The 22,953-nt window shown below is 62.5% G+C and carries 21 protein-coding genes; 9 read left to right on the top strand and 12 right to left on the bottom strand.

All coding sequences use genetic code 11. From position 1 onward, the window contains the following. Positions 1-1,635 carry a fatty acyl-AMP ligase gene (locus tag FEZ60_RS25540; protein WP_172937379.1) on the bottom strand — a complete coding sequence of 545 codons (1,635 nt, stop codon included), beginning with the start codon at positions 1,633-1,635 and terminating at the stop codon, positions 1-3. Between the two features lie 191 nt (positions 1,636-1,826). Between FEZ60_RS25540 and FEZ60_RS25535 the strand changes: the two genes are divergently transcribed. From FEZ60_RS25535 to FEZ60_RS25525, 3 genes are all read left to right on the top strand, one after another. After that, positions 1,827-3,521 carry a peptide chain release factor 3 gene (locus FEZ60_RS25535; protein WP_033234282.1) on the top strand — a complete coding sequence of 565 codons (1,695 nt, stop codon included), beginning with the start codon at positions 1,827-1,829 and terminating at the stop codon, positions 3,519-3,521. Beyond that, positions 3,521-4,171 carry a nicotinamide riboside transporter PnuC gene (gene pnuC, locus FEZ60_RS25530; RefSeq protein ID WP_172937378.1) on the top strand — a complete coding sequence of 217 codons (651 nt, stop codon included), beginning with the start codon at positions 3,521-3,523 and terminating at the stop codon, positions 4,169-4,171. Before FEZ60_RS25535 ends, pnuC begins: the two co-directional genes overlap by 1 nt. Before the next feature lie 153 nt (positions 4,172-4,324). Next, on the top strand, positions 4,325-4,915 hold the full coding sequence (locus tag FEZ60_RS25525) for a hypothetical protein (RefSeq protein WP_141486329.1): 591 nt from the start codon (positions 4,325-4,327) through the stop codon (positions 4,913-4,915). Positions 4,916-4,924: 9 nt separating this feature from the next. On the opposite strand, the gene FEZ60_RS25520 is transcribed toward FEZ60_RS25525, so the two are convergent. Further along, positions 4,925-5,584 (bottom strand): pyridoxal 5'-phosphate synthase, encoded by a 660-nt coding sequence (locus FEZ60_RS25520; protein WP_141486330.1) that lies wholly within the window; start codon positions 5,582-5,584, stop codon positions 4,925-4,927. Continuing rightward, entirely contained in the window at positions 5,581-6,084 is a 504-nt protein-coding gene (locus tag FEZ60_RS25515; protein ID WP_033234278.1) for a nuclear transport factor 2 family protein, read from the bottom strand. Before FEZ60_RS25515 ends, FEZ60_RS25520 begins: the two co-directional genes overlap by 4 nt. 313 nt (positions 6,085-6,397) lie before the next feature. On the opposite strand from FEZ60_RS25515, the gene FEZ60_RS25510 reads away from it, so the two are divergent. After that, positions 6,398-6,565 carry a hypothetical protein gene (locus FEZ60_RS25510; RefSeq protein WP_172937377.1) on the top strand — a complete coding sequence of 56 codons (168 nt, stop codon included), beginning with the start codon at positions 6,398-6,400 and terminating at the stop codon, positions 6,563-6,565. 76 nt (positions 6,566-6,641) lie between these two features. Here FEZ60_RS25510 and FEZ60_RS25505 read toward each other — a convergent pair whose 3' ends face one another. The 5 genes from FEZ60_RS25505 to FEZ60_RS25485 are packed head-to-tail and all read right to left on the bottom strand — an operon-like array spanning position 6,642 to position 11,576. After that, positions 6,642-7,670 carry an ABC transporter substrate-binding protein gene (locus tag FEZ60_RS25505; RefSeq protein ID WP_172937376.1) on the bottom strand — a complete coding sequence of 343 codons (1,029 nt, stop codon included), beginning with the start codon at positions 7,668-7,670 and terminating at the stop codon, positions 6,642-6,644. Then, complete coding sequence (locus tag FEZ60_RS25500; RefSeq protein WP_172937375.1) at positions 7,667-8,515, bottom strand: ABC transporter ATP-binding protein; 849 nt, start codon at positions 8,513-8,515, stop codon at positions 7,667-7,669. Before FEZ60_RS25500 ends, FEZ60_RS25505 begins: the two co-directional genes overlap by 4 nt. A gap of 42 nt (positions 8,516-8,557) precedes the next feature. Continuing rightward, positions 8,558-9,607: an iron-enterobactin ABC transporter permease gene (fepG, locus tag FEZ60_RS25495; protein ID WP_033234276.1), complete on the bottom strand. Its 1,050-nt coding sequence runs from the start codon at positions 9,605-9,607 to the stop codon at positions 8,558-8,560. Further along, a complete protein-coding gene (locus tag FEZ60_RS25490; protein ID WP_045069828.1) occupies positions 9,604-10,686 on the bottom strand; it encodes a Fe(3+)-siderophore ABC transporter permease in 1,083 nt (360 codons plus the stop codon). The genes fepG and FEZ60_RS25490 overlap by 4 nt, the downstream gene beginning before the upstream one ends. A gap of 2 nt (positions 10,687-10,688) precedes the next feature. After that, positions 10,689-11,576: a siderophore-interacting protein gene (locus FEZ60_RS25485; RefSeq protein WP_245005955.1), complete on the bottom strand. Its 888-nt coding sequence runs from the start codon at positions 11,574-11,576 to the stop codon at positions 10,689-10,691. Between the two features lie 224 nt (positions 11,577-11,800). Here FEZ60_RS25485 and FEZ60_RS25480 point away from each other — a divergent pair, with 224 nt between their 5' ends. The 3 genes from FEZ60_RS25480 to FEZ60_RS25470 are packed head-to-tail and all read left to right on the top strand — an operon-like array spanning position 11,801 to position 15,709. Beyond that, complete coding sequence (locus FEZ60_RS25480) at positions 11,801-13,462, top strand: ABC transporter ATP-binding protein (RefSeq protein WP_346343411.1); 1,662 nt, start codon at positions 11,801-11,803, stop codon at positions 13,460-13,462. After that, positions 13,459-15,216 carry an ABC transporter transmembrane domain-containing protein gene (locus tag FEZ60_RS25475; protein ID WP_172937374.1) on the top strand — a complete coding sequence of 586 codons (1,758 nt, stop codon included), beginning with the start codon at positions 13,459-13,461 and terminating at the stop codon, positions 15,214-15,216. The genes FEZ60_RS25480 and FEZ60_RS25475 overlap by 4 nt, the downstream gene beginning before the upstream one ends. Positions 15,217-15,241: 25 nt before the next feature. Continuing rightward, complete coding sequence (locus tag FEZ60_RS25470) at positions 15,242-15,709, top strand: SRPBCC family protein (protein WP_045069269.1); 468 nt, start codon at positions 15,242-15,244, stop codon at positions 15,707-15,709. Between the two features lie 24 nt (positions 15,710-15,733). Here the strand turns inward: FEZ60_RS25470 and FEZ60_RS25465 are convergent, their stop codons facing one another. After that, entirely contained in the window at positions 15,734-16,558 is an 825-nt protein-coding gene (locus FEZ60_RS25465; protein ID WP_033234271.1) for an AraC family transcriptional regulator, read from the bottom strand. A 152-nt stretch (positions 16,559-16,710) separates the two neighbouring features. Here FEZ60_RS25465 and FEZ60_RS25460 point away from each other — a divergent pair, with 152 nt between their 5' ends. Further along, a complete protein-coding gene (locus tag FEZ60_RS25460; RefSeq protein WP_045069267.1) occupies positions 16,711-18,198 on the top strand; it encodes an acetyl-CoA acetyltransferase in 1,488 nt (495 codons plus the stop codon). Positions 18,199-18,245: 47 nt separating this feature from the next. Here FEZ60_RS25460 and FEZ60_RS25455 read toward each other — a convergent pair whose 3' ends face one another. Next, complete coding sequence (locus tag FEZ60_RS25455; protein ID WP_051730476.1) at positions 18,246-18,449, bottom strand: hypothetical protein; 204 nt, start codon at positions 18,447-18,449, stop codon at positions 18,246-18,248. A gap of 196 nt (positions 18,450-18,645) precedes the next feature. On the opposite strand from FEZ60_RS25455, the gene FEZ60_RS25450 reads away from it, so the two are divergent. Continuing rightward, entirely contained in the window at positions 18,646-19,986 is a 1,341-nt protein-coding gene (locus FEZ60_RS25450) for an HNH endonuclease signature motif containing protein (protein ID WP_172937373.1), read from the top strand. A 194-nt stretch (positions 19,987-20,180) separates the two neighbouring features. On the opposite strand, the gene FEZ60_RS25445 is transcribed toward FEZ60_RS25450, so the two are convergent. Together FEZ60_RS25445 and FEZ60_RS25440 are read right to left on the bottom strand one after the other, a co-directional pair. Beyond that, positions 20,181-21,989, bottom strand: coding sequence for an ABC-F family ATP-binding cassette domain-containing protein (locus tag FEZ60_RS25445; protein ID WP_033234268.1), 1,809 nt, complete (start codon positions 21,987-21,989; stop codon positions 20,181-20,183). After that, on the bottom strand, positions 21,989-22,924 hold the full coding sequence (locus FEZ60_RS25440; protein WP_033234267.1) for a 4-(cytidine 5'-diphospho)-2-C-methyl-D-erythritol kinase: 936 nt from the start codon (positions 22,922-22,924) through the stop codon (positions 21,989-21,991). The genes FEZ60_RS25445 and FEZ60_RS25440 overlap by 1 nt, the downstream gene beginning before the upstream one ends. Positions 22,925-22,953: the final 29 nt, after the last annotated feature.

Raw genomic sequence — 22,953 nt, 5'->3', positions numbered from 1 at the left:
TCACTTTCCGATCAGGGCGGCGGAGTTGGACCGTCGCAGTTTTCCCGACGACGTTTTCGGGATACTGCCGGGCCCCAGAACCGCGACGGCGCGTGGCCGCAGACCCACTTCGGAGAACACCGCCCGGATCACATCGTGCTCGATACGGGAAACTTCCTCGGGGTCCTCGAACGCGTTGGTCTCGACGGCAACTGCAAAGCTCTCTCGCTTCCGTCCGGCGTCGAGCCGAACAGCCACCGCATTTCCGGGTCGCACCCCGACCACCGTCGCGGCTGCCCGCTCGATATCGGTGGGATACACATTGCGGCCGCCCATGATGATGACGTCCTTGACCCTCCCACACACCACGACGAGGCCCTCTTCGGTGAGGTAGCCGACGTCGCCGGTGTTGAACCAGCCGTCGGCGCCATGCGCGGATCGGCGACCTTCGGTGGTGATGTACCCGTGTGTGACGGCCTTGCCTCGAACCTCGATGATTCCGACGCCTCGAGCCGGCAGCACCTCCCCATCTCCGTCGACGACGCGGCCCTCCAAGTCCGGAACAAGTCTCCCCAGAGTCGCGAGAGCCCGCGCGTTGGGCCGGTTCGAAGGAACCGCCCGCGACATCGCATCGAGAAAATCGGGATCCACGTAGTCGACGATCGCCCCTTGACCCGGGTCTGGGATGGACACCGCCAGAGTTGTCTCGGCCATGCCGTAGGCCGGTGCGAGCGCCGTCGGGTTCAATCCGAACCGTGCCCCGGCCTTGGTGAGGGCGTCCAAGGTGTCGGGGTCGACGGGTTCTGCCCCGTTCCACATGTAGCGGACCGTGGAGAGATCCACAGCGCCGTCCTCCGCTTGCGCCAGCCGTCGAGCAAGAAGCGAGTACGCGAAATTCGGTGCGGCCGTGACCGTTCCACCGTACTTTCCCATCAGTTCCGCCCACAGGATCGGGCTGCGGAGAAAGTCCAACGGCGTGATGCTGACGACCTCGGCCCCCAATTGCATGGGAACACTGAGGAATCCGACCATTCCCATGTCGTGGAAGAGCGGGAGCCAACTCACCATGACGTCCTCGTCGATCGAGAACTTGATGCGATTGACCATCGCGTACGCGTTGACGTGAAAGTTCTCGTGCGTGATCTGCACAGCTTTCGGCGAACCGGTCGAGCCTGACGTCAACTGCTGCAGAGCGATATCCGATTCCGCGGTGTCGACCGGATCGATCGCCCGACCCGTTCGCAGTTCGTCGATCGTGACCACCGTGATGCCGCTGGCTTCGAGGAGTGGTTTTGCCGCGTCGAACGGGCTCCCGACAATGACCGCCCGCGCGGAGATCATGTCGATCACCTTCTGGGTGTCCTGCGCCCACACCGCCAGATCGGTTCGCGGTGTCGGCTGGTGCAGCATGGTCACGGAAGCGCCGCGCATCCAACTCGCTTGACAGGCCGGCGCGATGTCCACCGGCTGACCGGCCAGGATTCCGACCGCGACCCCGTGATCGATCCCGGCGTCGGCCAATCCACCCGCCATCCGGCGCGCTTGCCGATGAATGTCGCTCCAGGTCTGTCGCAACGGGCTATCCGGTTCGCCCGTCACCATGCCGTGATCGCTGACAGCGGCACTCTTGTACATCTCGTCGGTGAATTTGCTCAATGCTGCTCCTCAGAACGCCTGAATACAGTGCCGAACCCGTCATGTGATCCAGCGCACACCTATCTGGATAATCAGACAAACTTCGCCGAGTGTTACCGCAAATTCGTGGGCGAGTATCCTTTCTCTGTTGTGCGTCCGCACCCGTGCTTCATCGCGCTACGCCCACTACTCCCACTGCGAGAGGTTCTTCGTTGACTACCCCGTCCGACTCGACTGTCCCCACCGACTCGACTGTCCAGTCCGACACCGGTGCCACATCCGCTCCGGTCAGCACGAAGGGCCTCGCGGCCGAAGCTGCACGTCGTCGCACCTTTGCCGTCATCTCACACCCCGACGCCGGTAAGTCGACGCTCACCGAAGCGTTGGCCCTGCACGCAAAAAAGATCTCCGAAGCCGGCGCGGTCCACGGCAAGGCCGGACGCAAGTCGACGGTCTCGGACTGGATGGAAATGGAGAAAGCCCGCGGGATCTCCGTCAGTTCCACCGCGCTGCAGTTCAACTACCACTCGTCCGAGACCCCCGACGATCAGATCAACGTCATCAATCTCGTCGACACCCCCGGTCACTCCGACTTCTCCGAGGACACGTACCGCGTCCTGACTGCCGTCGACGCGGCTGTCATGCTCATCGACGCCGCCAAGGGCCTCGAACCGCAGACGCTCAAGCTGTTCCAGGTGTGTCGTCACCGCGGCATCCCCGTCATCACGGTCATCAACAAGTGGGACCGTCCCGGCCAGACCCCGCTCGAATTGCTGGACGAGATCAGTGAGCGCATCGGCCTCACACCTACTCCCCTGTACTGGCCCGTCGGCATCGCCGGAGACTTCCGCGGCCTGCTGCGACGCGGCGAGGACGGCGAAGCTCGCGAATACGTCCGGTTCACCCGCACCGCCGGTGGCGCAAAAATCGCTCCCGAAGAAATCATGGACGCCGACGCCGCCCTCGCCAAGGAAGGCTCCGAGTGGGAAACCGCGGCTGAGGAGAGTGAACTGCTCTCGGCTACCGGCCAGGACCACGATCAGGAAATGTTCCTTGCCGGGCAGACGTCCCCGGTGATCTTCGCGTCCGCCATGCTCAACTTCGGTGTCCGCCAGATCCTCGACACCCTGGTCGAGTTGGCGCCGCCGCCGCGTGCCCGCGACGACATCAACGGCAAGCCGCGCGAGGTCACCGATCCGTTCAGTGCAGTGATCTTCAAGGTTCAGGCCGGCATGGACACCGCGCACCGTGACCGCTTGGCGTTCATGCGCATCGTCTCGGGCGTCTTCGAACGCGGCATGGTCGTCACTCACGCGCAAACCGGCAAGCCCTTCACGACCAAGTACGCGCAGACGGTATTCGGCCGTGAACGTTCCACCGTCGAATCCGCGTTCCCCGGCGACGTCGTCGGCCTGGTCAACGCCACCGCACTCGCACCCGGCCACACGCTGTACACCGAAAAGAAGACCGAGTTCCCGCCGATCCCGTCCTTCGCGCCGGAACACTTCTCGATCCTGCGTGCCGAGAGCGCCGGAAAGTACAAGCAGTTCCGCCGTGCCGTCGACCAACTCGATTCCGAGGGCGTCGTGCAGATTCTCCGCAACGACATCCGTGGCGACGCGTCTCCCGTCATGGCGGCTGTCGGCCCCATGCAGTTCGAGGTCGTCGCTGCTCGGATGAAGGCGGAATTCAACGTCGAAGCCAAGATGGAACCGCTCGGCTACGCACTGGCACGACGCACCGACGCCGCATCCGAGGTCGAGCTGAACCGTCAGCGCGGCGTAGAGGTCTTCACGCGCTCGGACGGTGTCCTGCTCGCCTTGGTCAGCGACAAGTGGCGCCTGCAGTACATCCAGAAGGAACTCCCCGACCTGACGCTCGAACCACTCGTCGCCGCTGCAGACTGATGAGCCTGATCGAGGCGCTGTTCGACGCCGAACTTCACATCGGCAGCGCCACGATCTTGTGGCGGGAGATCATCGGGAACACCTTCGGCATCGGCTCGGCAATTGCCGGGGCCCGGCGTTCAGTATGGGCATGGCCTGTCGGTATCGCCGGAAATGCCTTGCTGTTCACCGTGTTCATGGGTGCGCTGTTCCATACGCCGCAGGAACTCAATCTCTACGGCCAAGCCGGCCGCCAGTTGCTGTTCATCACCGTCAGCATCTACGGGTGGATGCAGTGGCGGCGCGGTGCACGCAGTTCCGGCGACGCCGTCTTGCCGCACTGGGCGAGCGCACGCGAACGTCTGGCCATGGTCGCTGTCATGGCAAGTGGCACAGTGATTTTCGCCTGGGTCTTCACGGTCCTCGGCTCGTACGGCGCGTGGGCAGAAGCCTGGATCTTCACCGGGTCGATCCTCGCCACCTACGGCATGGCCCGCGGCTGGACCGAGTTCTGGCTCATCTGGATCGGCGTCGACGCGGTGGGCGTTCCCTTACTCTTCCGCGCCGGCTACTACCCGTCGGCGATCCTCTATCTCGTTTACGCCTTCTTTGTCGTGTGGGGATTCCTGGCGTGGCTGAAGATTCAACGGCGCACTCCGGTACACGCGTAGCGATCACTGCGGTACCCGCGTAGTGATCACTGCCGAAGGCGCGTTAGGCGAAACCGACTCCTGGTATGTTTACTAAAACTGTGCAAACCTATGGTCTGTTTACGGGCCTGTCCGACTACGGGCACCAGGAGCACACAGCATCAGGAGCGCACGATGGAAGACACGACTTCGCATGGAGCAAGTAACCCCACCGGGTCGACAAACGGGGCCACCAACGGTTCCGCACATCGACCCGCAAATGGATCACATGGTGGGCTCACAAACGGCTCCGCCAGTTCCACAGCAACAGCCAACCCTGCGCCAAGCAAGCCGACCGACGCCTTCAGCTTTGCACTTCCGACTGACAGCACTGCACTTCCGACTCACGACACTGCACTCCCCACCTACAGCACCGCAGCACACAGCAGCGGAGAGGACCCGTCCATGCCTGCCGCAACACCCACACCTTCCCGTGAATCGTCGCGCAACCTCGAGACTCGTAGCCGCACCGTTGTCCGACGCGACGCCATGGGCGTAGCCGCAGTTCGTGTTGCCGGACGCCTCACCCACACCGAACTTCTTGCCAACCAGGCATCGCCGTCCAGTGCGCATTCGTCGGATCCGACGATTGATCTGGACGAGCTACTGACCATGCTCGGCAGCTACCTGCTCTCGTCGGGGTTCGAGCATCCCGAGATTCACGCAAAGCTCGGCGGGCAGTCCATCGTCGTCAACCTCGTGTCGCCGGAGATCAGCGCGACGTAGCACGACCGGTCAGGGCCACAGGACCTCACGGAGATAATCGCCGTTTTCGGTGCGGCGATACTGCCACCGCTGGTGCCGACGGCCTTGGTCCGCTTGCCAGAACTCGACCGTTTCGGGAACCAGGCACCATGCACGCCAGTTCTCGCAGACATAGCCTGGATCTTTGTCGATGCGCGCCACGGCTTCTTCGACAACTCGGTTGTACTCGTCCGGGTCGGTCAGTACCTGACTTGTCCGGCTCGCTGCCGCCACGGCTCTCGCTGTGACGGAGCGCTCGACAAAGTCAGCGTCCCTGACCGGCCCGGTTTCGGTTTCCACTGATCCCCTGATTCGGATCTGACGCCCTTGCTCGCGCCAGTAGAACGCCAATGACGCATGCGGATTCGCTTGCAGCTCAATCCCCTTCATGGAAACCGAGCTGCCGGAAAACCAAAATCCAGCGTCCGTCACATCTTTGAGGATCAAGTAGCGGGTATCGGGGACACCGCTTTCGTCGACGGTGGACAGCGCGCACACGTGTGGTTCGCGAACACCGGCGGCTACGGCTTCACGCAGCCAGTTCACGAACAGGTCGTTCGGACGGTCGGGAAAGGTCGACGGTGCCTGCGGGGGTGTCCCGGTCAGCGCGGGCAGTCCTCGAATCCAGGACCGGATATCTTCGCCCGTCACCCTGCGGACACAGCCGGAATCGAGTTACCGTACGAGTTCGGCTGCAACATGGCCCACTTGTTCGACGTCAGCCGAAAGCTCGGCATGTCCGAGAGCGACATCACCGACTCCCAGGTCCGCTCGTAACTGGTATGCGAGATCCTCCACTTACCGTCGCTGCACAGGGCATACCTGTCGTGATAAAAAGCCGAACCGCGCATCAGCATGCCGTCCTCCGGCACCACGACGGTATCGGCGAGGCACCACACCCCGGTGGCTGTGTCACCGTCGACGTCGATCTCCGGTTGGCCACACTGATGCTCGGTGATGACATGGGAGCCGAGAGTGTTCTCGAGGAAAGACACAAAAGAATCACGGGAGTCGAAACTGAGTTGCTCACCGTAGATTGCGGTGGCGTCAACCGTCAGGGTGTCTGCGAATTCGACCCAGGATTTAGTATCCAACGAACGCGCATATCGGTACTTGAGCCGTTGGATGTGCACAATCGCTTCGAGATCCATGATCCTCGCCTCTCGTGGAGCAACCACCCGAATCAATCTGAACCATAACCCGCAACGGAATGAATCGGGCATTACCTTCTAAGTTAGTAGATAAGTCACCGGACCACACGCCTTTCGAGGCCGTCGAGCATGATCGTGATCTTGTCGTAAAGCCAAGCCTTCCCGCGACACGTCGGTTCGCCGCCAACTCTCTCCAAGCCGATGTATCGGATGCATTCCTACCGTCCTGGCGCGCCTGCAGCGCCAAACGCCCACACCATCAGGCGCACAATACGATCCGTACAACCTTTCCGACTGCCGCCATCCTGTTTCGATGGCGTTGATTCATTCGCGCGCTTACCACCGGGCCGCGGGTGAGACGTTGGATACCCACTTCTACGACCGATCCAACGGTCGTCGTTACAACGATCTGATCAGCGTTCGCCACCTATGGCATGACGCGATCACGAGCAGGGCGTCATTCGCGGTCTCGAGGCAATAAGGCCGGAACTAGCGGCAGCGAGTCTGGTTGTCGACTGACGGATCGATCGTGGTTGTGCGTATCTCGGGCGCCGGGGTCAGAAGCGTCCGGCAGCATCCGCCAGAATGTCGAGGAAGATCGCCGATGTGAGCGCGAATCCCTGGTTGTATCGTGCGTCCGTCGTGATCACATTGCCCGCTTGCACGACGGGTAACCGCTGCCACGTCGGCTGCGTCTTGATGACGTCAAGCGCTTCCTGGTTTCTGGCCTGCACGATGATCACGTCGGCCGGCGCCAGAACATCGAGTTGCTCGAACGACACCTCGAACGAGTTCTCGGAATTGTTGTCGTCACGGAAGAGAACATCGAGTCCGGCGTCCAGTACCACGCTGATCCGCAGATTTCGCTGGTGTACAACAAAACCCGTCGGCGTCTGGACGCCGAAGAGCAGCTTCTTCCCGCCGAGCTTGTCCTGCAACAACGGACGCAACTCGGCGAGCTTGCGCTCGTACTCGGCGATAGATGCCTCGGCGATGGCAACGCGATCGAGTTGACGCGCTTGCGCCAGCAATGCACCTCGCCAATCAACCGGATGTCCCGCAATCGGTTCGATATCGTCTCCGACCACCAAGAGCGGTGCGATGGACGCCAAGCGTTCGTTGCCGTACCAGTCGCTCGAGTATCCGATATGAGTCATCACGATCAGATCGGGATCGAGGCCGAGTACCGCCTCGAAGTTCGTCGAGAAATCGCCGGCAACGTTGACGAAGCTCGCGTCCTCGATAGCGCGTCCGGGGAATTGAAACCCGGCGCTTTCATCGGGGAACCAGAAATTGCCCGACCCCACGATCGGGTAGTCCATCATCATCGCGAACTCGAGATCGACCCGGCCGTCGAGAACCACTACACGCTTGGGGCTGCGCGGAACGTCGCCGCTGAACTCCGCCCACGTGTACGGAACAGTGTCCCCGACCGCCTCGGATTCCGCATCCGAGGTTCCGCAGGCGCTCAGTGCGAGTGCCGCTGCCGCACCTGCTGCGCCACCGAAGAATTGACGTCGCGAGATGCGGTCGACTATCTGCGCCCACTCGAAATCGGTGACCTGCGTGTCCAAAACGAGTGTCATACCTTCACTCCTTCGATGCCTCGTTGCCGCTCCCGTCCCAGCGGGATGACCAGTGGCGTATGGGAAACCGGATCGTCGATGATGCGGCACGCCATGCCGAACACCTCCTGCACCAGTTCTTCCGTGATGATCTCGGCCGGTGGGCCTTCGGCTACAACCGCGCCGTCTTTCATGGCGATGATGTGAGTTCCGTAGCGACACGCGTGATTCAGATCGTGAAGCACTGCTACCAACGTGTGACCGTCGTTCTCGTTCAGGTCTCGGCACAGCTCCAACAATTCGATCTGATGCGCGATATCGAGGAAAGTAGTCGGCTCGTCCAGCAACACCAGTGGCGTCTGCTGCGCGAGAACCATGGCAACCCACACTCGTTGACGCTGCCCGCCTGACAGTTCGTCGACGAGTCGGGCGGACAAGTCCGTTACCTTCGTGGCCTCCATAGCAGTGATGACTGCTGCCTCATCCTCGCGCGACCACTGCCGAATCAGTTTCTGATGCGGATACCGGCCGCGCGCAACAAGATCGGCGACCTTGATGCCGTCGGGTGCGATCGACGTCTGCGGTAGCAGCCCGAGCCGACGAGCAACTTCCTTGGCTGGATACGACGTGATCGCCTTGCCGTCGAGCAGGACAGTGCCGGTGCTGGGCTTGAGCAAGCGCGAGAGCGCCCGCAGAAGCGTCGATTTGCCGCAGGCATTCGGCCCGACGATGACGGTGAAGCCGCCGTCGGGGATGTCGACGTTGAGGTTCTGCGAGATGACCCGCTTGTCGTACCCGATCGTGACGTCCTCGGCGCGCAGCCGATTTGTCTTCTGCCCGCTGGTTTCGTTCACGCTCTTCCTCATTCCTACGCCGGTCACTGCTTGCGGGGATCGCATGGGCGGGGCTCACTGCTTGCGGGCCTCACGTGCGAGGAGCCAGACGAAATAGATACCGCCGATGGACACTGTCACAACTCCGACGGGCAACTGTGTCGGGGCAAATGCTCGCTGTGCGACCCAGTCACTGATCATCAGCAGCGCCCCACCCATTGCGGCAGAAGGCAAGAGCGTCACACCCGCACTGCCGGTCAGTCGCCGCACCAATTGTGGTGCGGCAAGGGAGACAAACCCGATGGGACCGGCCGCCGCCGTCACCATCGCAGTGAGCGCAACACCCAGAACCACCAACGACAGCCTCGTGGGTTCGGCTCGAACCCCGAGTGCCTTGGCCGCGTCGTCACCCATCTCGAGCATCTGCATCCGCCTGCCCAGCACCAAGATCAGCGGAACCAGCACAACCAGGACTACGACAACCGGCCACACCTGGGTCCATCCCAGTCCGTTCAACGAACCGGCTCCCCACACGGCGGCAGCCATCGCGTCGTCGAGTTCGGCCTTGAGAATCAACCAGGTGTTGACCGATCCCAGCATCGCGCTGATCGCGATTCCCACGATGATCAAACGGAAACCTTGCACACCGCGTTTGTACGCGAGCAGGTATACAACTGCCGCGGTGGCGATTCCGCCGACCAGCGCGCCCACCGCGATCTCGTAGTACGTTCCGCCTACCAGCAGAATGACAACAAGCGCGCCGGTGTATGCACCGGAATTGAAGCCGATGATGTCGGGGCTGCCCAACGGATTTCGGGTGAGCGACTGGAAGATCGCACCGCTCATACCCAACGCCGCACCGAGCATCAACGCCAACAACACCCGTGGCAGACGCCATTCCACGACAACCATGTGGATGCGCGCCGGTGCCTCACCGAACAACGCGCCAAGGACATCGGTGATCGGCACCTGATAGTCGCCACTGCCCAGGGCGATAACGCCGATCCCCAACCCGATGACAACAAGTACGACGCACACGGTGACGGTGCGGACGTCGACCCGAGCCGACCAGCCCTCCTTGGGTGAGCGCACCACCGTGGTGGGGCGCCCGAAATCGATACTCACAGGCCGCTCACCTTGCTTCGGCGCACCAGCAGGATCAGTACCGGAGCACCGATGAAGGCCGTGACGATGCCAACTTGAAGTTCACCGGGGCGCAGCACGATTCGTCCGACCACATCGGAGGCAAGGAGCAGGATCGGCGCGCATACCATCGTGTACGGAAGAATCCAGCGTTGATCCGGTCCGACGAACCAGCGGGCAACGTGTGGAACCATCAGTCCGACAAACCCGATGGGACCAGCAGCTGCAGTGGCCGCGCCGCACAACAGGGTCACGGCAACAACCCCGATCACACGGGTACGGGTGATGTTGGCACCGAGGGAACGCGCAAGGTCGTCACCGAGAGCGACGGCGTTGAGTTGCCGCGCGAGAGCCAGCGCCAGTACGAGCCCGATCAGGATGAACGGTGTCACAGCCAGCACGATGTCCAAGGATCGACCGCTGAGAGAACCTGCGTTCCACTGACGCATCTGGTCGAATGCCGTCGGGTTGAGCAAGGTGATTCCGGACGAGATGCCGCCGAGCACCGATCCGATTGCCACGCCGGCAAGGGTGAGCCGGATCGGAGTGGCGCCGCCTCGTCCGATCGAGCCCAATGTGTACACGATGACGGTCGCGATCACCGCGCCGATGAACGCGAACCAGATGTACGACCAGATGCTGGTCAGCCCGAACACCGCGACTGCAACCACCATCGCAAATCCCGCACCGGCATTGACACCCAGAATTCCAGGGTCCGCCAATGGGTTTCGAGTCATCGCCTGAATCAGTGCACCGGCTACGCCTAACGCCATGCCCACCAGCAGGCCCAGCAGTGTGCGAGGCAATCGCAGATCACGAATGATCACGTGATCGTTGGAATCGTCATAGTTGATCAACGCGTCGACGACGGTCCCGAACGGAATGGTCTTCGATCCGACAGCGATACTCACGAGCACAACACATCCGAGAACTGCCAGGCAGACAACAAGCCCCAAGGTTCGACGCGAATTCGTTTCGACAAGTCCGGCCGGTTGCTTCTGTTTCTCCGCCAGCGATTCGTCGATCAGTTCCGCAGTCTTCTCGCTCTCGTTGACTGCGATAGTCACAAGCCCGCGCTCTCGAGCGTCTTCTCGACTTCGTCACGAATTTCCTCTTCGTCACGATCGGATTGCCACGCCGCATCCAACTGCGCCCGAATCCTCTCGTCGAGCGCTTCGTATTTCGCATTCCATACTTCGGCCTTGTACGTCCAGTAGCCGATCACCTTGTACTGCTCTGCCGGCAACTTCAGTTCATGTCGGAGATACTTGCGGATGTCACGCAGCATCGTGCTTTCCCCTGCCACCCAGACGTATCCGGGGTCGGTGGGCAGATTCAGTGCACGCACCGCGTCCGGTAGTTTCGACGGCGCAATGCCATTGCCACTGCCCACTAACCAGATGAATTCGACATCCGCGGCCGACTCGATCTGCTGCTTGTGCGACTCGTCCACCACCTCGACTATCGCCTTGGCCGACATGCCCGCAGGCAACTCTTCGATCAGGCGGCCCAATGCCGGGAGTCCGGTTGCGTCGGCAACAAACACCTGCCAGGACGCACCGACCGGTGGCTCGTACAGACCGCGGGACTCGCCGATCGCCAGCGCGTCACCAATCGCGGCGTTCTGCGCCCAATCGCTGGCTATCCCACCGTCGTGAACCACGAAATCGACAGTCATACGGCTGGTTTCGGAATCGAACCGTCGCACCGTGTAAGGCTGGCACGGCGAAGCTTCCTCCCCTTCCGGGTATCGCCATCCGCGTGGCGCGTGCGGATCTTCTTCCGGCAGAACGAACTTACCCGTTGCGGGAACCGGGAAATGGAGGCGGAGATACTCGTCACCGACACCTGTTGATCGGAACGTGGTCAAGCCCTCCCCACCGAACACGATCCGGACCATTCCCGGGGTCACGTACTCCTTGAAGAGCACCTCGCCGAACACAAGACTCACGACAATCTCCAACATCGGTGAAACACGAAACGCACAACAACCGCACAAAGGTAAGGCAGACCTTAATTTATTGCAGAGCCGAGGCCACGTCGACAAATTCTCCGTCACAACGGGGTCAACTAGTATCGCAATTCGGCCAGTGCGCCCTATATGGCCTGTTCACGACAAGTTTTGGCATCGGCGTGACTTCATAACAAGCGCTGTCGATCCCTAGCGTGGACCGAGTGTCATCAACGCCGCTTCATCCGAGTAACGATACCGACGGTCCGCTGCTGCCTCAGGCGATCACGCCACGTCAGGTGATCACGCGTGCCATCGCAGCCGAAGGGCGCGGGCCGAAGCTGGCCGCCGCGTCAGTAGGCTTCACCGGGCACCAGGTGGCCGAAGCTCTGGTCCCGGTCGTGATCGGTGCGGTCATCGACCGCGCTGTGGCAACCAGCGACGCTGCGGCGCTCGGCAAGTGGATTCTGGTTCTCGGCATCCTGTTCACAGGCCTGCTGCTCAGCTGGAGAATTGCCGCTCGTATCGCAGACTCGGTCGCCGAGTACGGCGCTCACCGACTTCGGATGGACATCGCCAGACGCGGCCTCGATCCACACGGCATGAATCCGCGCAGGATGCCCGGTGAGGTCTATTCGATCGCCACCTCCGACGCCGGTTCCGTGGCCGGATTCACCCACACTCTCAGCACCAAACTCGGCGCTGCCTGCGGAGTGCTGACCGCAGCAATCTCGTTGCTGGTCATCTCAGTGCCGCTCGGACTTCTTGTCATCCTCAGCACTCCCCCGGTGCTAGCACTGATGCAGGTCGTGAGCCGCCCACTCGAACGTCGAGCCGAAACGGATCAGTGGCAGGGCGCGCGCGCCGGGGCACTCGCTGCCGACTTGCTGGCGGGTCTACGCATTCTTTCCGGCATCGGTGCCGGAGACGCTGCGGCGCAGCGCTATCGAGGTGCCAGCCGGACATCGCTTGATGCCACCTTGCGCGCCCAGCGTTACCAAGCGATGTACTCGGCAGCCAACGTCGCCATCGCGGGCGCTTACCTTGCCGTCATCGCATACGTCGGCGGCAGAATGGCAGCGTCCGGCAGTATTTCGATCGGCGAGTTCATTGCGGTGGTGGGGTTGGCGCAGTTCCTTCGCGGACCGCTGATCGACATCATCTATTTCGGCGCCGGACTGGCCCGTGCCCGAGCGTCCGCGAATCGTGTTGCGGCGCTTATCGGGACGAGCCGCGCCGTCGCCCCCGCAAGCGATCCGGTAGCACTGAATCATTCGGAGTCTCTGACACTTCGTGACGTTGTCCTGGCCGGTTCGGCGCCGGTCGATCTGGATGTCAAGCGCGGCGAGATCGTCGGTATCACCTGCGACAACACGGCCTGGGTCGATGCTTTCATGGACGTGCTGGCGCGCCGGACAGATCCCATCGAAGGATCAATTCATCTGGGTGACAACGCTATCCACGAACTGGATATCGACGAACTTCGCACACACATCCTTGCTGCGCCGCATGACTCCGCGCTTTTCATCGGCACTGTCGGTGAGAACATCCATGCCCTGGCTCCGGTCGGCCACCGAACCGACTTCGCCATCTCCGCCGCCGCCGCAGATCAAGTGATCGATGCTCTCCCGAAGGGCCTTGCCACCGCCGTCACCGAGCAGGGCAACTCACTGTCCGGCGGCCAACGTCAACGAGTTGCGCTCGCGCGCGCGTTGGCGAGCGACGTGCCGGTACTGGTACTGCACGATCCGACCACTGCCGTCGACTCCGTCACTGAAGCGCGCATTGCCCGCGGGATATCCGAGGTTCGCAGTGCTCACGCGACAATTCTTCTCACCAGCAGCCCCGCGCTGCTCGATATCTGCGATCGGGTGATCGAACTGTGAACGACCTACTCCCCACCGCAACTCCCAAACAGGCTCGTACCGAGGCACTTCGGTTGTTGCGTCCGCACCGCCTCGCCGCGAGCGGTGCGGTGGTCACCTTGACCGCAGCCACGGCAATCGGCCTTCTCACCCCGCTGATTCTGGGCGAGATGGTAGACACCGTCACGTCTGGTGGAGCCGACATCGTCTCCCGCATCGGAACATTGACCGGGGCCTTGGTTGCCGTTGCCGTTCTGTCCTCGCTGCTGGTCGGTGCCAGCGAATATCTTCTGGCCGGGGTCGGGGAACGCGTCGTAGCGGACCTTCGCGAAGAAGTAGTCGTCCGAGTGCTCGACCTCCCCCAGAGCGATGTCGAGCGCGCCGGGCGGGGCGACCTCGTCTCCCGCATCACCGGTGACGTCCGCCTGGTAACGCAAGCCGTGTCACAGGCGTTGCCGGTGTTTGCCACCGCTGCGCTCACCATTGCGTTGACTCTTGTCGGGTTGGGCGCACTCGATTGGCGATTTGCGGTTGCTGCAGTGATTGCCGCACCGATCCAGGTACGCGCCCTGCGCTGGTACCTCACACAGTCAGCCCCCGTCTACCGACAAGAACGTGAGGCGGAAGGCGCCCGCGCACAACAGCTCCTCGACTCACTGAGTAATTCCGACACCGTCGGATCCCTACGGTTGGCGAAGCCACATCTCGAGCAGATCGAATCCCGTTCACTGACCGCGGTACAGCTCAGCCTGAAGACAACACGACTACGGACCAGGTTTTTCGGTCGTCTCAACATCGCCGAGTTCATCGGGCTCTCAGCAGTTCTGATCACGGGATTCTGGCTCGTGAAGAACGGGCATGCCACCATCGGAGCCGCCACCGCAGCGGCCCTGTTCTTCCATCGGTTGTTCGACCCCGTCGGAGCCGTTCTCAGTGTCTTCGACGAACTACAAGAGGGCACAATCGCTCTGGCTCGCCTTGTCGGCGTCACCCTGGCACCGGTACCTCCGCTTCCGGCCGATCCCCGTGAACCCGTCGACAGCTCCGCGTCGCTCGAGGACGTGACCTTCTCCTACCGCCCGGGCGACGCCCCCGTGTTGCGCGATATCGACATCACCATTCCGGCCGGTACCGTCACCGCGCTCGTGGGAGCCACCGGCGCCGGAAAGTCCACGGTGGCAAAACTTCTCGCCGGCACCTACGGGCCCACCGAGGGCTCCGTGCGAATCGGCACCGTTCCCCGAGATCAACTCTCGCGGAGCACCGCTCGGAGCGCCGTTGCGTTGGTTACCCAGGAAGTGCACGTCTTTGCAGGCACGTTGGCCGAGGATCTGCGTCTGGCCGCCCCGGCAGCAACCGACGCCGACATCGCCTCCGCCCTCGATACCGTCGGCGCCTCGGACTGGGTCGGAGCACTGCCCGAAGGCATCGAGACAGTAGTCGGTGACGGCGGGCATCGCCTCACTGCGACCCAGGCGCAACAGCTTGCACTCGCACGGATCGAACTCCTGAATCCACCCCTGCTGATTCTGGACGAGGCAACGGCAGAAGCCGGCAGCGCCGGCGCCCGCATACTCGACGACGCCGCTCTCGCGCTGACCCGTGGGCGCACCTCGATCACTGTGGCCCACCGGCTCTCACAGGCTGTCGACGCCGACAACATTCTTGTCATGGATGGCGGACGCGTCGTGGAACAGGGTTCCCACGACGAGTTGGTCAACCTCGGCGGCCGGTACGCGCAACTGTGGGAGGCGTGGTCGACACCGCGGCGTTGAGAGCCTGTGGCTCTAGAATCGGACTATGGACAGGATCGACCGCGCCAGCCTGGTGATCGAGGCACCACCGACGGTCGTCTACGACGCCCTCCTCGACCGAGAGTCTCTCGAGGCTTGGTTGCCACCGGACGGTATGCGCGGGCGGATCGAGCTGTGGGATCCGCGGCCAGGTGGCGGGTTTCGAATGGTTCTCACCTATCTGGACTCCGCCGACAGCCCTGGCAAGACGTCAGCCGCGACGGATGTCGTCGATGTCGGATTCGCCGAACTTGTGCCGCCGGAACGTGTGGTGCAGCGGGCGGTGTTCGAGTCCGACGACCCGTCGTACGCGGGAACCATGACGATGACCTGGCACCTCGCTGCCGCTGTTAACGGGACCGAGGTGACCGTCACAGCCACGGATGTGCCACCCGGCATCGATCAAGCGGTACACGAGACGGGGATCGCCTCCTCGTTGGCTAACCTGGCATCGTACGTCGAAGGGCGCGGCTGATTCCGAACGGCTGTGATCCGTAGATCAGGCGCGCAGAAGCTCCTGCGGTGCATGAGAGCCACGATTCGGGTGCTTCATCATGGCGCCCGGGGTCCGGCCGGTGACCCTGCGGAAGACCGCGACAAACGCGCTCGGGGTTTCGTATCCCACGCGTCGACTGACCACGGAAACCGGAACCCCGGCTGCGAGATAGGTCAGAGCCGCTCGTACGCGCACCTGAATTCTCCACTGGGCAAAGGTCATTCCCGTTCCCTGCGTGAAGACGCGGGTCAACGTTCGGACGCTCCCGCCGGCAGTCAGTGCCCATTCGGACAGTGACCGCTGATCCGCTGGATTGGCGACCAGTGCTTGGGCGACAAACAACGCTCGCGGATCCGTCGGCATCGGAACCTCGACAGCGGCAACCTCGAGCGGTTGCAGCATGTCGAACGCCACTCGCTCGGCACGACTGCGAGCCTCGTCCGGCATGTTGCGACGATGCATGTGCAGCAGAACCTCCCGCAACAAGGCACTCACCCCGAAGAGCCCGGGCACTGTGGCGGGCGCAGCGTGCGCCTCAGGGCGGAAGTAGGTGCAGAAAAACTCGGTACCCGGACCTGCCTTGACCGAGTGCAGCACTCCGGCCGGCAACCACAGGCCCGCCGACGGCGGCACCTCCCACGTGATGCCATCGGCGACAACGGTGAGCATTCCGCCAGAGTTACCCCAGATCAGCTCATGTTCCGGGTGTCGGTGCGCCGCCCACTGACGCTGATGCGACAACTTCAATGTCACGGTGGTCATCGAATACGGATCGTCGATGACCCGAGGCCCCACGGGCACCAACATTCTCTCCGCAACAGCTGTCATGCAAACGAGTATAGGACTTTCGTTAGGCATACCTAAATAGTAATCCGAAGGTTTCTGAATGTGACCCCCTGGTTACACGTACTTATCGCAGCGCTATCGTGGCGGAACTCCCGACGTCGGGCACACACGAGAACTGGCTGAAAGAGGACACGATGGTTGACGCATCACGGATTCCCGTCATCGTCGGCGTAGGGGATCTGCGATGGAATCCGGATGACGGGCACCTCGAACCGCTCGACTTGATCTACAAAGCGACAATTGCCGCCCTCACGGACAGTGGAGAGCCCTCGTTCAGTAGCCACATCGACACGATCTACGCGATCAAGACCGTCAGTTGGGCATACGACAACCTCCCCGAGCTTCTGGCCACCAGACTTGGCGCCACCCCCGCGATCACCACCACCTCACCGATCGGTGGGCACTGGCCTGCAGCACTTCTCGATCGAATCGGCGCTGCCATTGCAGACGGCACATCCTCCGTCGCGCTGCTCGTGGGCGGTGAATCACACGCCACCACAACCGCACTGCGAAAATCGGGCGTCGCTCCCGATTCTCTCGGGTGGGCCACCGAACCCGGCGGACCTCCCGGCTTCGATCCCGCCGATCTGGGCGGCGCCGAGATGCAGCGCGCGGGATTCATCGTGCCCACCCGCGTCTACCCACTGTTCGAGAACAGTTTCAGCGCATCGATCGGCCACGACGCCCAAGCGTCCCTGGACTGGTCAGCGCAGATGTATGCCGAGTTCTCAACTATCGCCGCGAAGAACTCGGCGTCGTGGACATCGGAAGTACGTACCGCAGAAGAGATCAGCACCGTCGGGCCGGGCAACCGGATGGTGTCCGAACCCTATCCTTTGATGCTCAACGCCATGCCCTTCGTGAATCAGGCTGCTGCCGTGGTGATCTGCTCCCTGGCGAGGGCCCTCGAATTCGGCATCGACCAAGACAGGCTCGTCTATCTGTGGGGCGGAGCCGGGGCCGTTGATCCGCTGGACATATTGCACAGAAATAACTTTCACAGATCCGAAGCCTTGCAGGATACCGTGGACCGCACACTCGGCAACGCCGGAGTAAGCGCCGAAGCCCTCGATATCGTGGACGCCTACAGTTGCTTTCCGATCGTGCCGAAGCTGTTGATTCACGAACTCGGACTGCCGGGTGACACCGTCCCCAGCGTCACCGGTGGTCACTCGTTCTTCGGCGGACCGCTCAACAGTTACACCCTCCATTCCTTGACCGAGGTGACACGCCGACTCCGATCAGGCGACCAACTCGCCTTGGTTCACGGCAACGGCGGATTTCTCACTTACCAACATGCCGTACTGCTCTCCGCGTCCGCACATGAACGCGGATATGTCGGAGATCCCCAGGCCCGCACCCTCACACCCCATGCACCCGACCTGGTCACCGGCTATGTCGGAAGTGCCAAGATCATCACCGCCACAGTCGAATACAACAGAATGGGCGAACCGGAAACCGGGTTCGTCATCGCCACGACGCCGGACGGCCGACGTCTCGCCGGCCACACCGGCCCCGAGAACGCCGCCGAGTTGACTCAACTCAGCGGCACCAATCCCCCAGCGGTGGATCGTCACGTTCACATCAGCGACGAGAACGGTCGACTCACCCTGAAGTTCTAGCCGCAGTCGGGTTGCCTTCGCGTTCGCGCCACCCTAGTCGAAGAACCTCACGGAAGAGGATCGGCAACCAGCCACGCCACCATGCCTCCAACATTCCACAGTGAGTCCGGGTTGTTGAGCGCCGCCATATACGTAGCCCCAGCTTGTTCGCCCGCGATCTCGCCACTTTCGCCTGACACTGTAGGAATGCGTTTGCTTTCCGCTGCCACGGCGATGCCTGCTCTCTCGACAACTTCATCTCCCACCGCCATCGCACGGCAACCTCGACTGCTTCGCTGATCGCCACGATCAGTTCCGAGACCGGGTTATCAATCTTTCTGTCCAGTAACATCATTCGGTGGCATCATGATCGCGACGACCTCTTCAACTTTGGTCGAAATGTGTCCGAAATATCCCTTGAATCGAAAATGTGTTCGAGTATACTGAGTCAAGGGTGGGGAGGCCTTGATGACTACGGTGAGCGATTTTGTTTCGGTGGAGGATGTTGTAGCCGGTTCGGCTGCGGGTGTGCGTGGCAGGTTGTGGCGGTTGCGACCGGCCGAGGTTCGAGACGTTGCCGTGAGTGCGTCTGCGGAAATCCTTCGGCTGGAGGCGATTCGGGTTGCCGCAGTCGACGAGTTGGCGCTCAATCCGGACGAGCAGGTGCTCTGCTACCGCGGCGTGGGGCGGTGGTTGGCAGCGAACACGATGCTGCAGAACGCGGCCGGCAACAAGATCGCCGCCCTCGGCGCCGCACTGCGGGCGTTCCCGGACATCGCCGGGCAGTTCGAGGCCGGCGACCTCTCGCTCGATCATGCGGCAATCATCGTCGCGTTCTGCGAATCACCACCAAAAGGAATGCCCGACAGAGCGTTACCGTCCTGCATGAAAACCCTTCTCGCTGCCGCATCCGGGGTCGAGGCGACCACCATCAAACTGCGGTACGCGATTGCGGTTTTGGAGCGGATTTTCGAGTCGGATGACACTCCGCCTGGTGAGGACGACGATCTCAATGTCTTGCGGATTTCGCCGACGCTCAACGGGCGCGTGGCGATCAAGGGCGATTTCGATGCACTCACGGGCGAAATGTTGTTATCTGCGCTCTCGGGTCTGTCGATGCCGAAACCAGCAGCGGACGGAACCCCGGATCAGCGATCAGCTGCCAAACGCACCGCCGACGCGTTCACGGAACTGATTCGCCGGTATCTCGACAACGCCATGACCGGTGTGGACGGTGGTCAGCGTCCGCATGTGAACGTGCACATCACTGCGAAAGATCTTGCCGAGCATCGGGAATGCGCCACCATGCGCAGCGATGTCGCGGCGGATTTCGATGAGCCTGATGTCGAGGATCTTGACGTCGGGTACATGCCCTGGATGGGACCACTCAGTGTGAGCCTCACCCGGATGCTCGCCTGCGACTGCATGCTCTCCACCGTCCTGATGGACGGCAACGGCGCACCGCTGGATGCGACGCCGCACAAACGCCTCGTCACACCGGAACAACGCACGGCGCTGATCGCCCGGGACAAAGGCTGCGCCTTCCCCAACTGCGACGCCGTACCCGCTTGGTGCGACGCACACCACATCAAACCCTGGTCAGTGGGCGGTCCGACGGTGATGGACAACCTCACCCTCCTCTGCCGCAGCCACCACCGATTGATCCACAGCACCAGCGGATTCCGCGGCATCTGGGAAATCAAAATGGGCGACGACCACAAGCCTTGGTTCATCCCACCAGCTGCAATCGACCCGAAACAACGACGCCGACGCTCCACCACCCGCCAAGGCCCAGTCCACCGAGACTGAACCCGGCGCTGCCGGAACTGAATACCGTGTGAGAGCTTCGCATCACCAGCTAGCCGATGCGAAGCCCACACGCATGTGCGGGTTCAAAGATCAGCGTCCCGGATCAGTGCCTATTCACGCAAAAACCCGGCATCGCAAGAAAACTCACGACACCGGGTTCGCGGGTGAATCACCGCCGATGTGGCAGATGCCCTCTAACCGTCAAGCTCCTCGAACAACTCCATCCACTGCTCTTCAGCAGCTTCCTTGTCCGCGAGAACAGTCTTGAGTTCAGCGCCGAGGCTCTGCAACTTGTCGGGGTCAGTGGCCGCATCGGCCAGCGACGCATGCAGCTTCTTCTCCCGATCGTCCAGCTTGGCGATGGAACGCTCGAGCTTCGAAAGTTCCTTACGTGCAGCGCGATCCGCTGCCCCGTCACGAACCTGCTTACTCTTGGTCGCGCCGCTGGCGGTTGATGCCACAGACGGGTTGTCACCGTCGCCCATCGCTGCCCGTCGACGCAGGTAGTCCTCGATACCGAGGGGCAGGTTGGTGAGCTTGCCGTCACCGAAGAGCGCCCAGGTGGTGTCACAGATACGTTCGATCAGGTAACGGTCGTGCGAGATGACGACCATCGTCCCGGCCCAGCCGTCGAGCAGATCCTCGAGTTGCTGGAGCGTATCGATGTCGAGATCGTTAGTGGGCTCGTCGAGGAGCAGCACGTTGGGCTCTGCCATGAGAACTCGCGTCAACTGCAGGCGTCGACGCTCACCACCGGAGAGATCCCCCACCGGTGTCCGCTGACGTGCCGGCGTGAAGCCCAGGCGTTCCGCCAACTGACCGGCAGAAACTTCCTTGTCACCCAAGGTGATTCGCTCAGCCACATCCTTGACTGCGTCGAGCACCCGCATATCGGTGGGCAGATCATCGAGTTCCTGCTTGAGCCAACCGATATGCACGGTCTGACCCTGAATACGCCGTCCCGCAGCAGGTTCCAGCTCACCGGCGAGCGTGCGCAGCAACGTCGTCTTGCCGGATCCGTTGACTCCGACGAGGCCGACGCGCTCTCCGGGAGCAAGACGCCACGTCAGATCTTCGACCAGAACGCGGCCGTCCGGAGTCTCGAGCCGAGCGTCTTCGAGTTCGATGACCACCTTGCCGAGTCGACGCTGCGCGAATGACGCCAATGCGACGGCGTCACGAGGTGCCGGGACATCGGCGATCAACGCTTCGGCGGCCTCGATGCGGTACTTCGGCTTGGACGTTCGGGCCGGCGCACCGCGGCGCAGCCACGCCAATTCCTTGCGCGCGAGGTTGCGTCGACGCTCCTCGGAAGCGTCGGCCTGACGGGAGCGCTCGGCGCGGGCGAATACCCAGTCGTTGTAGCCACCCTCGTAGCTTTCGACGCCGCCGCCGACAACTTCCCAGGTTCGCGTGGCGACAGTGTCGAGGAACCAACGATCGTGGGTCACGACCACCAGGGCGCTACGACGCGATACGAGGTGCTCGGCCAGCCACTGCACGCCCTCGACGTCGAGGTGGTTGGTGGGCTCGTCGAGTACCAGCAGGTCCAGATCCTGAACGAGGGCCGCGGCCAGTGCGACGCGTCGACGCTCACCACCGGAAAGTCCGTCGACCTGCGCGTCCAATGCGGAACGCTCGCCGCCGGCACCGAGGTTGTCGATTCCGATTCCGGAAAGCACGGAGCGAATCCGGGCATTGCCTGCCCATTCATGCTGAGCGACACCCAGCGGACCCAGCACGATATCGCCGACAGTGGATCCGGGAGGCAGCACACCGCGCTGCGTCACGACCGCCATCCGCAGTCCACCGACGCGGCTGACCCGACCCGAATCAGGTTCCTCGACGCCCGCGAGGACTTCGAGCATGGTTGTCTTGCCGCCACCGTTGAGGCCGACGACGCCGATACGCTCGCCCTCCTCGACGCCCATCGACACCCCGTCGAGCAACGGCTTGACGCCGAACGACTTCGACACGTTTTCCAGATTGATCAAGTTAGCCATCAGTGCTGTCCCTTTGCCGCTTTGTCGAGTATTCGTGCTCCGGGAACGGGTCCGCTCGCCACGCGAACGGTGCGGCACACCCCCGCTCCCGCAAGTTCAGCGCTGACATCCACGGCAGACTGTGCGTCGCTGCAGAGGAAAGCGCAGGTCGGTCCTGACCCGGAGACGATGCCGGCCAGAGCGCCGGCGTCGACGCCTGCGCGCAGTGTCCGGCGCAGCGCCGGATTGAGAGACAACGCCGCCGCCTGCAGATCGTTTCCGAGTAGTGGCGCCAGTTGTCGCGGATCGCCGGTGGTGAGGGCGTGGATCAGATCGTCCGCGTCACCGAGTCGGTTCGGGGTGCCCTCGGCCCGCAGCTTGTCGAGTTCGCGGAAGACGACCGGTGTGCTCAGCCCGCCCTTGGCCAGCGCCAGCACCCAGTGAAAAGTGTTTCGAGTCAGCACGGGAACAAGCTGCTCGCCGCGCCCGGTTCCCAGCGCGGTGCCGCCATGCAGCGAGAACGGGACATCGCTACCCAGCTTCGCGGCAAAGCCGTCCAGTTCACGCCGCGAGAGATCCAATTTCCAGTACGCATTGAGCGCAACCAACGTCGCCGCTGCGTCCGCGCTGCCACCAGCCATACCGCCGGCGACGGGGATTCCCTTGTCGATGAGAATCTCGACGTCCGTCTCCACTCCGGCTTCGGCCGACAGCAGCTCTGCAGCCTTCCAGACAAGGTTGGTCCGGTCCGTGGGCACGGCGGCGGCGTCATCGCCGACAACACTGACGGACAAACCGTCGGCGGCCGACACCGTCACCGTGTCTGCCAGCGACAATGCCTGGAATACGGTGGTCAGATCGTGATAGCCGTCGTCGCGCAGGTCCCCGACAGCCAGATGCAGATTCACCTTGGACGGGGCCCGGACTACTACAGGGCGTGGAACGACGGAGAGCACAAGGTACAACAATAGGCGCTGCGAACACC

The organism is Rhodococcus sp. MS16 (genome assembly GCF_013277795.1).
Classification (GTDB): Bacteria; Actinomycetota; Actinomycetes; order Mycobacteriales; family Mycobacteriaceae; genus Rhodococcus_F; species Rhodococcus_F globerula.
This window is presented reverse-complemented; position numbering and strand designations above follow the sequence as displayed.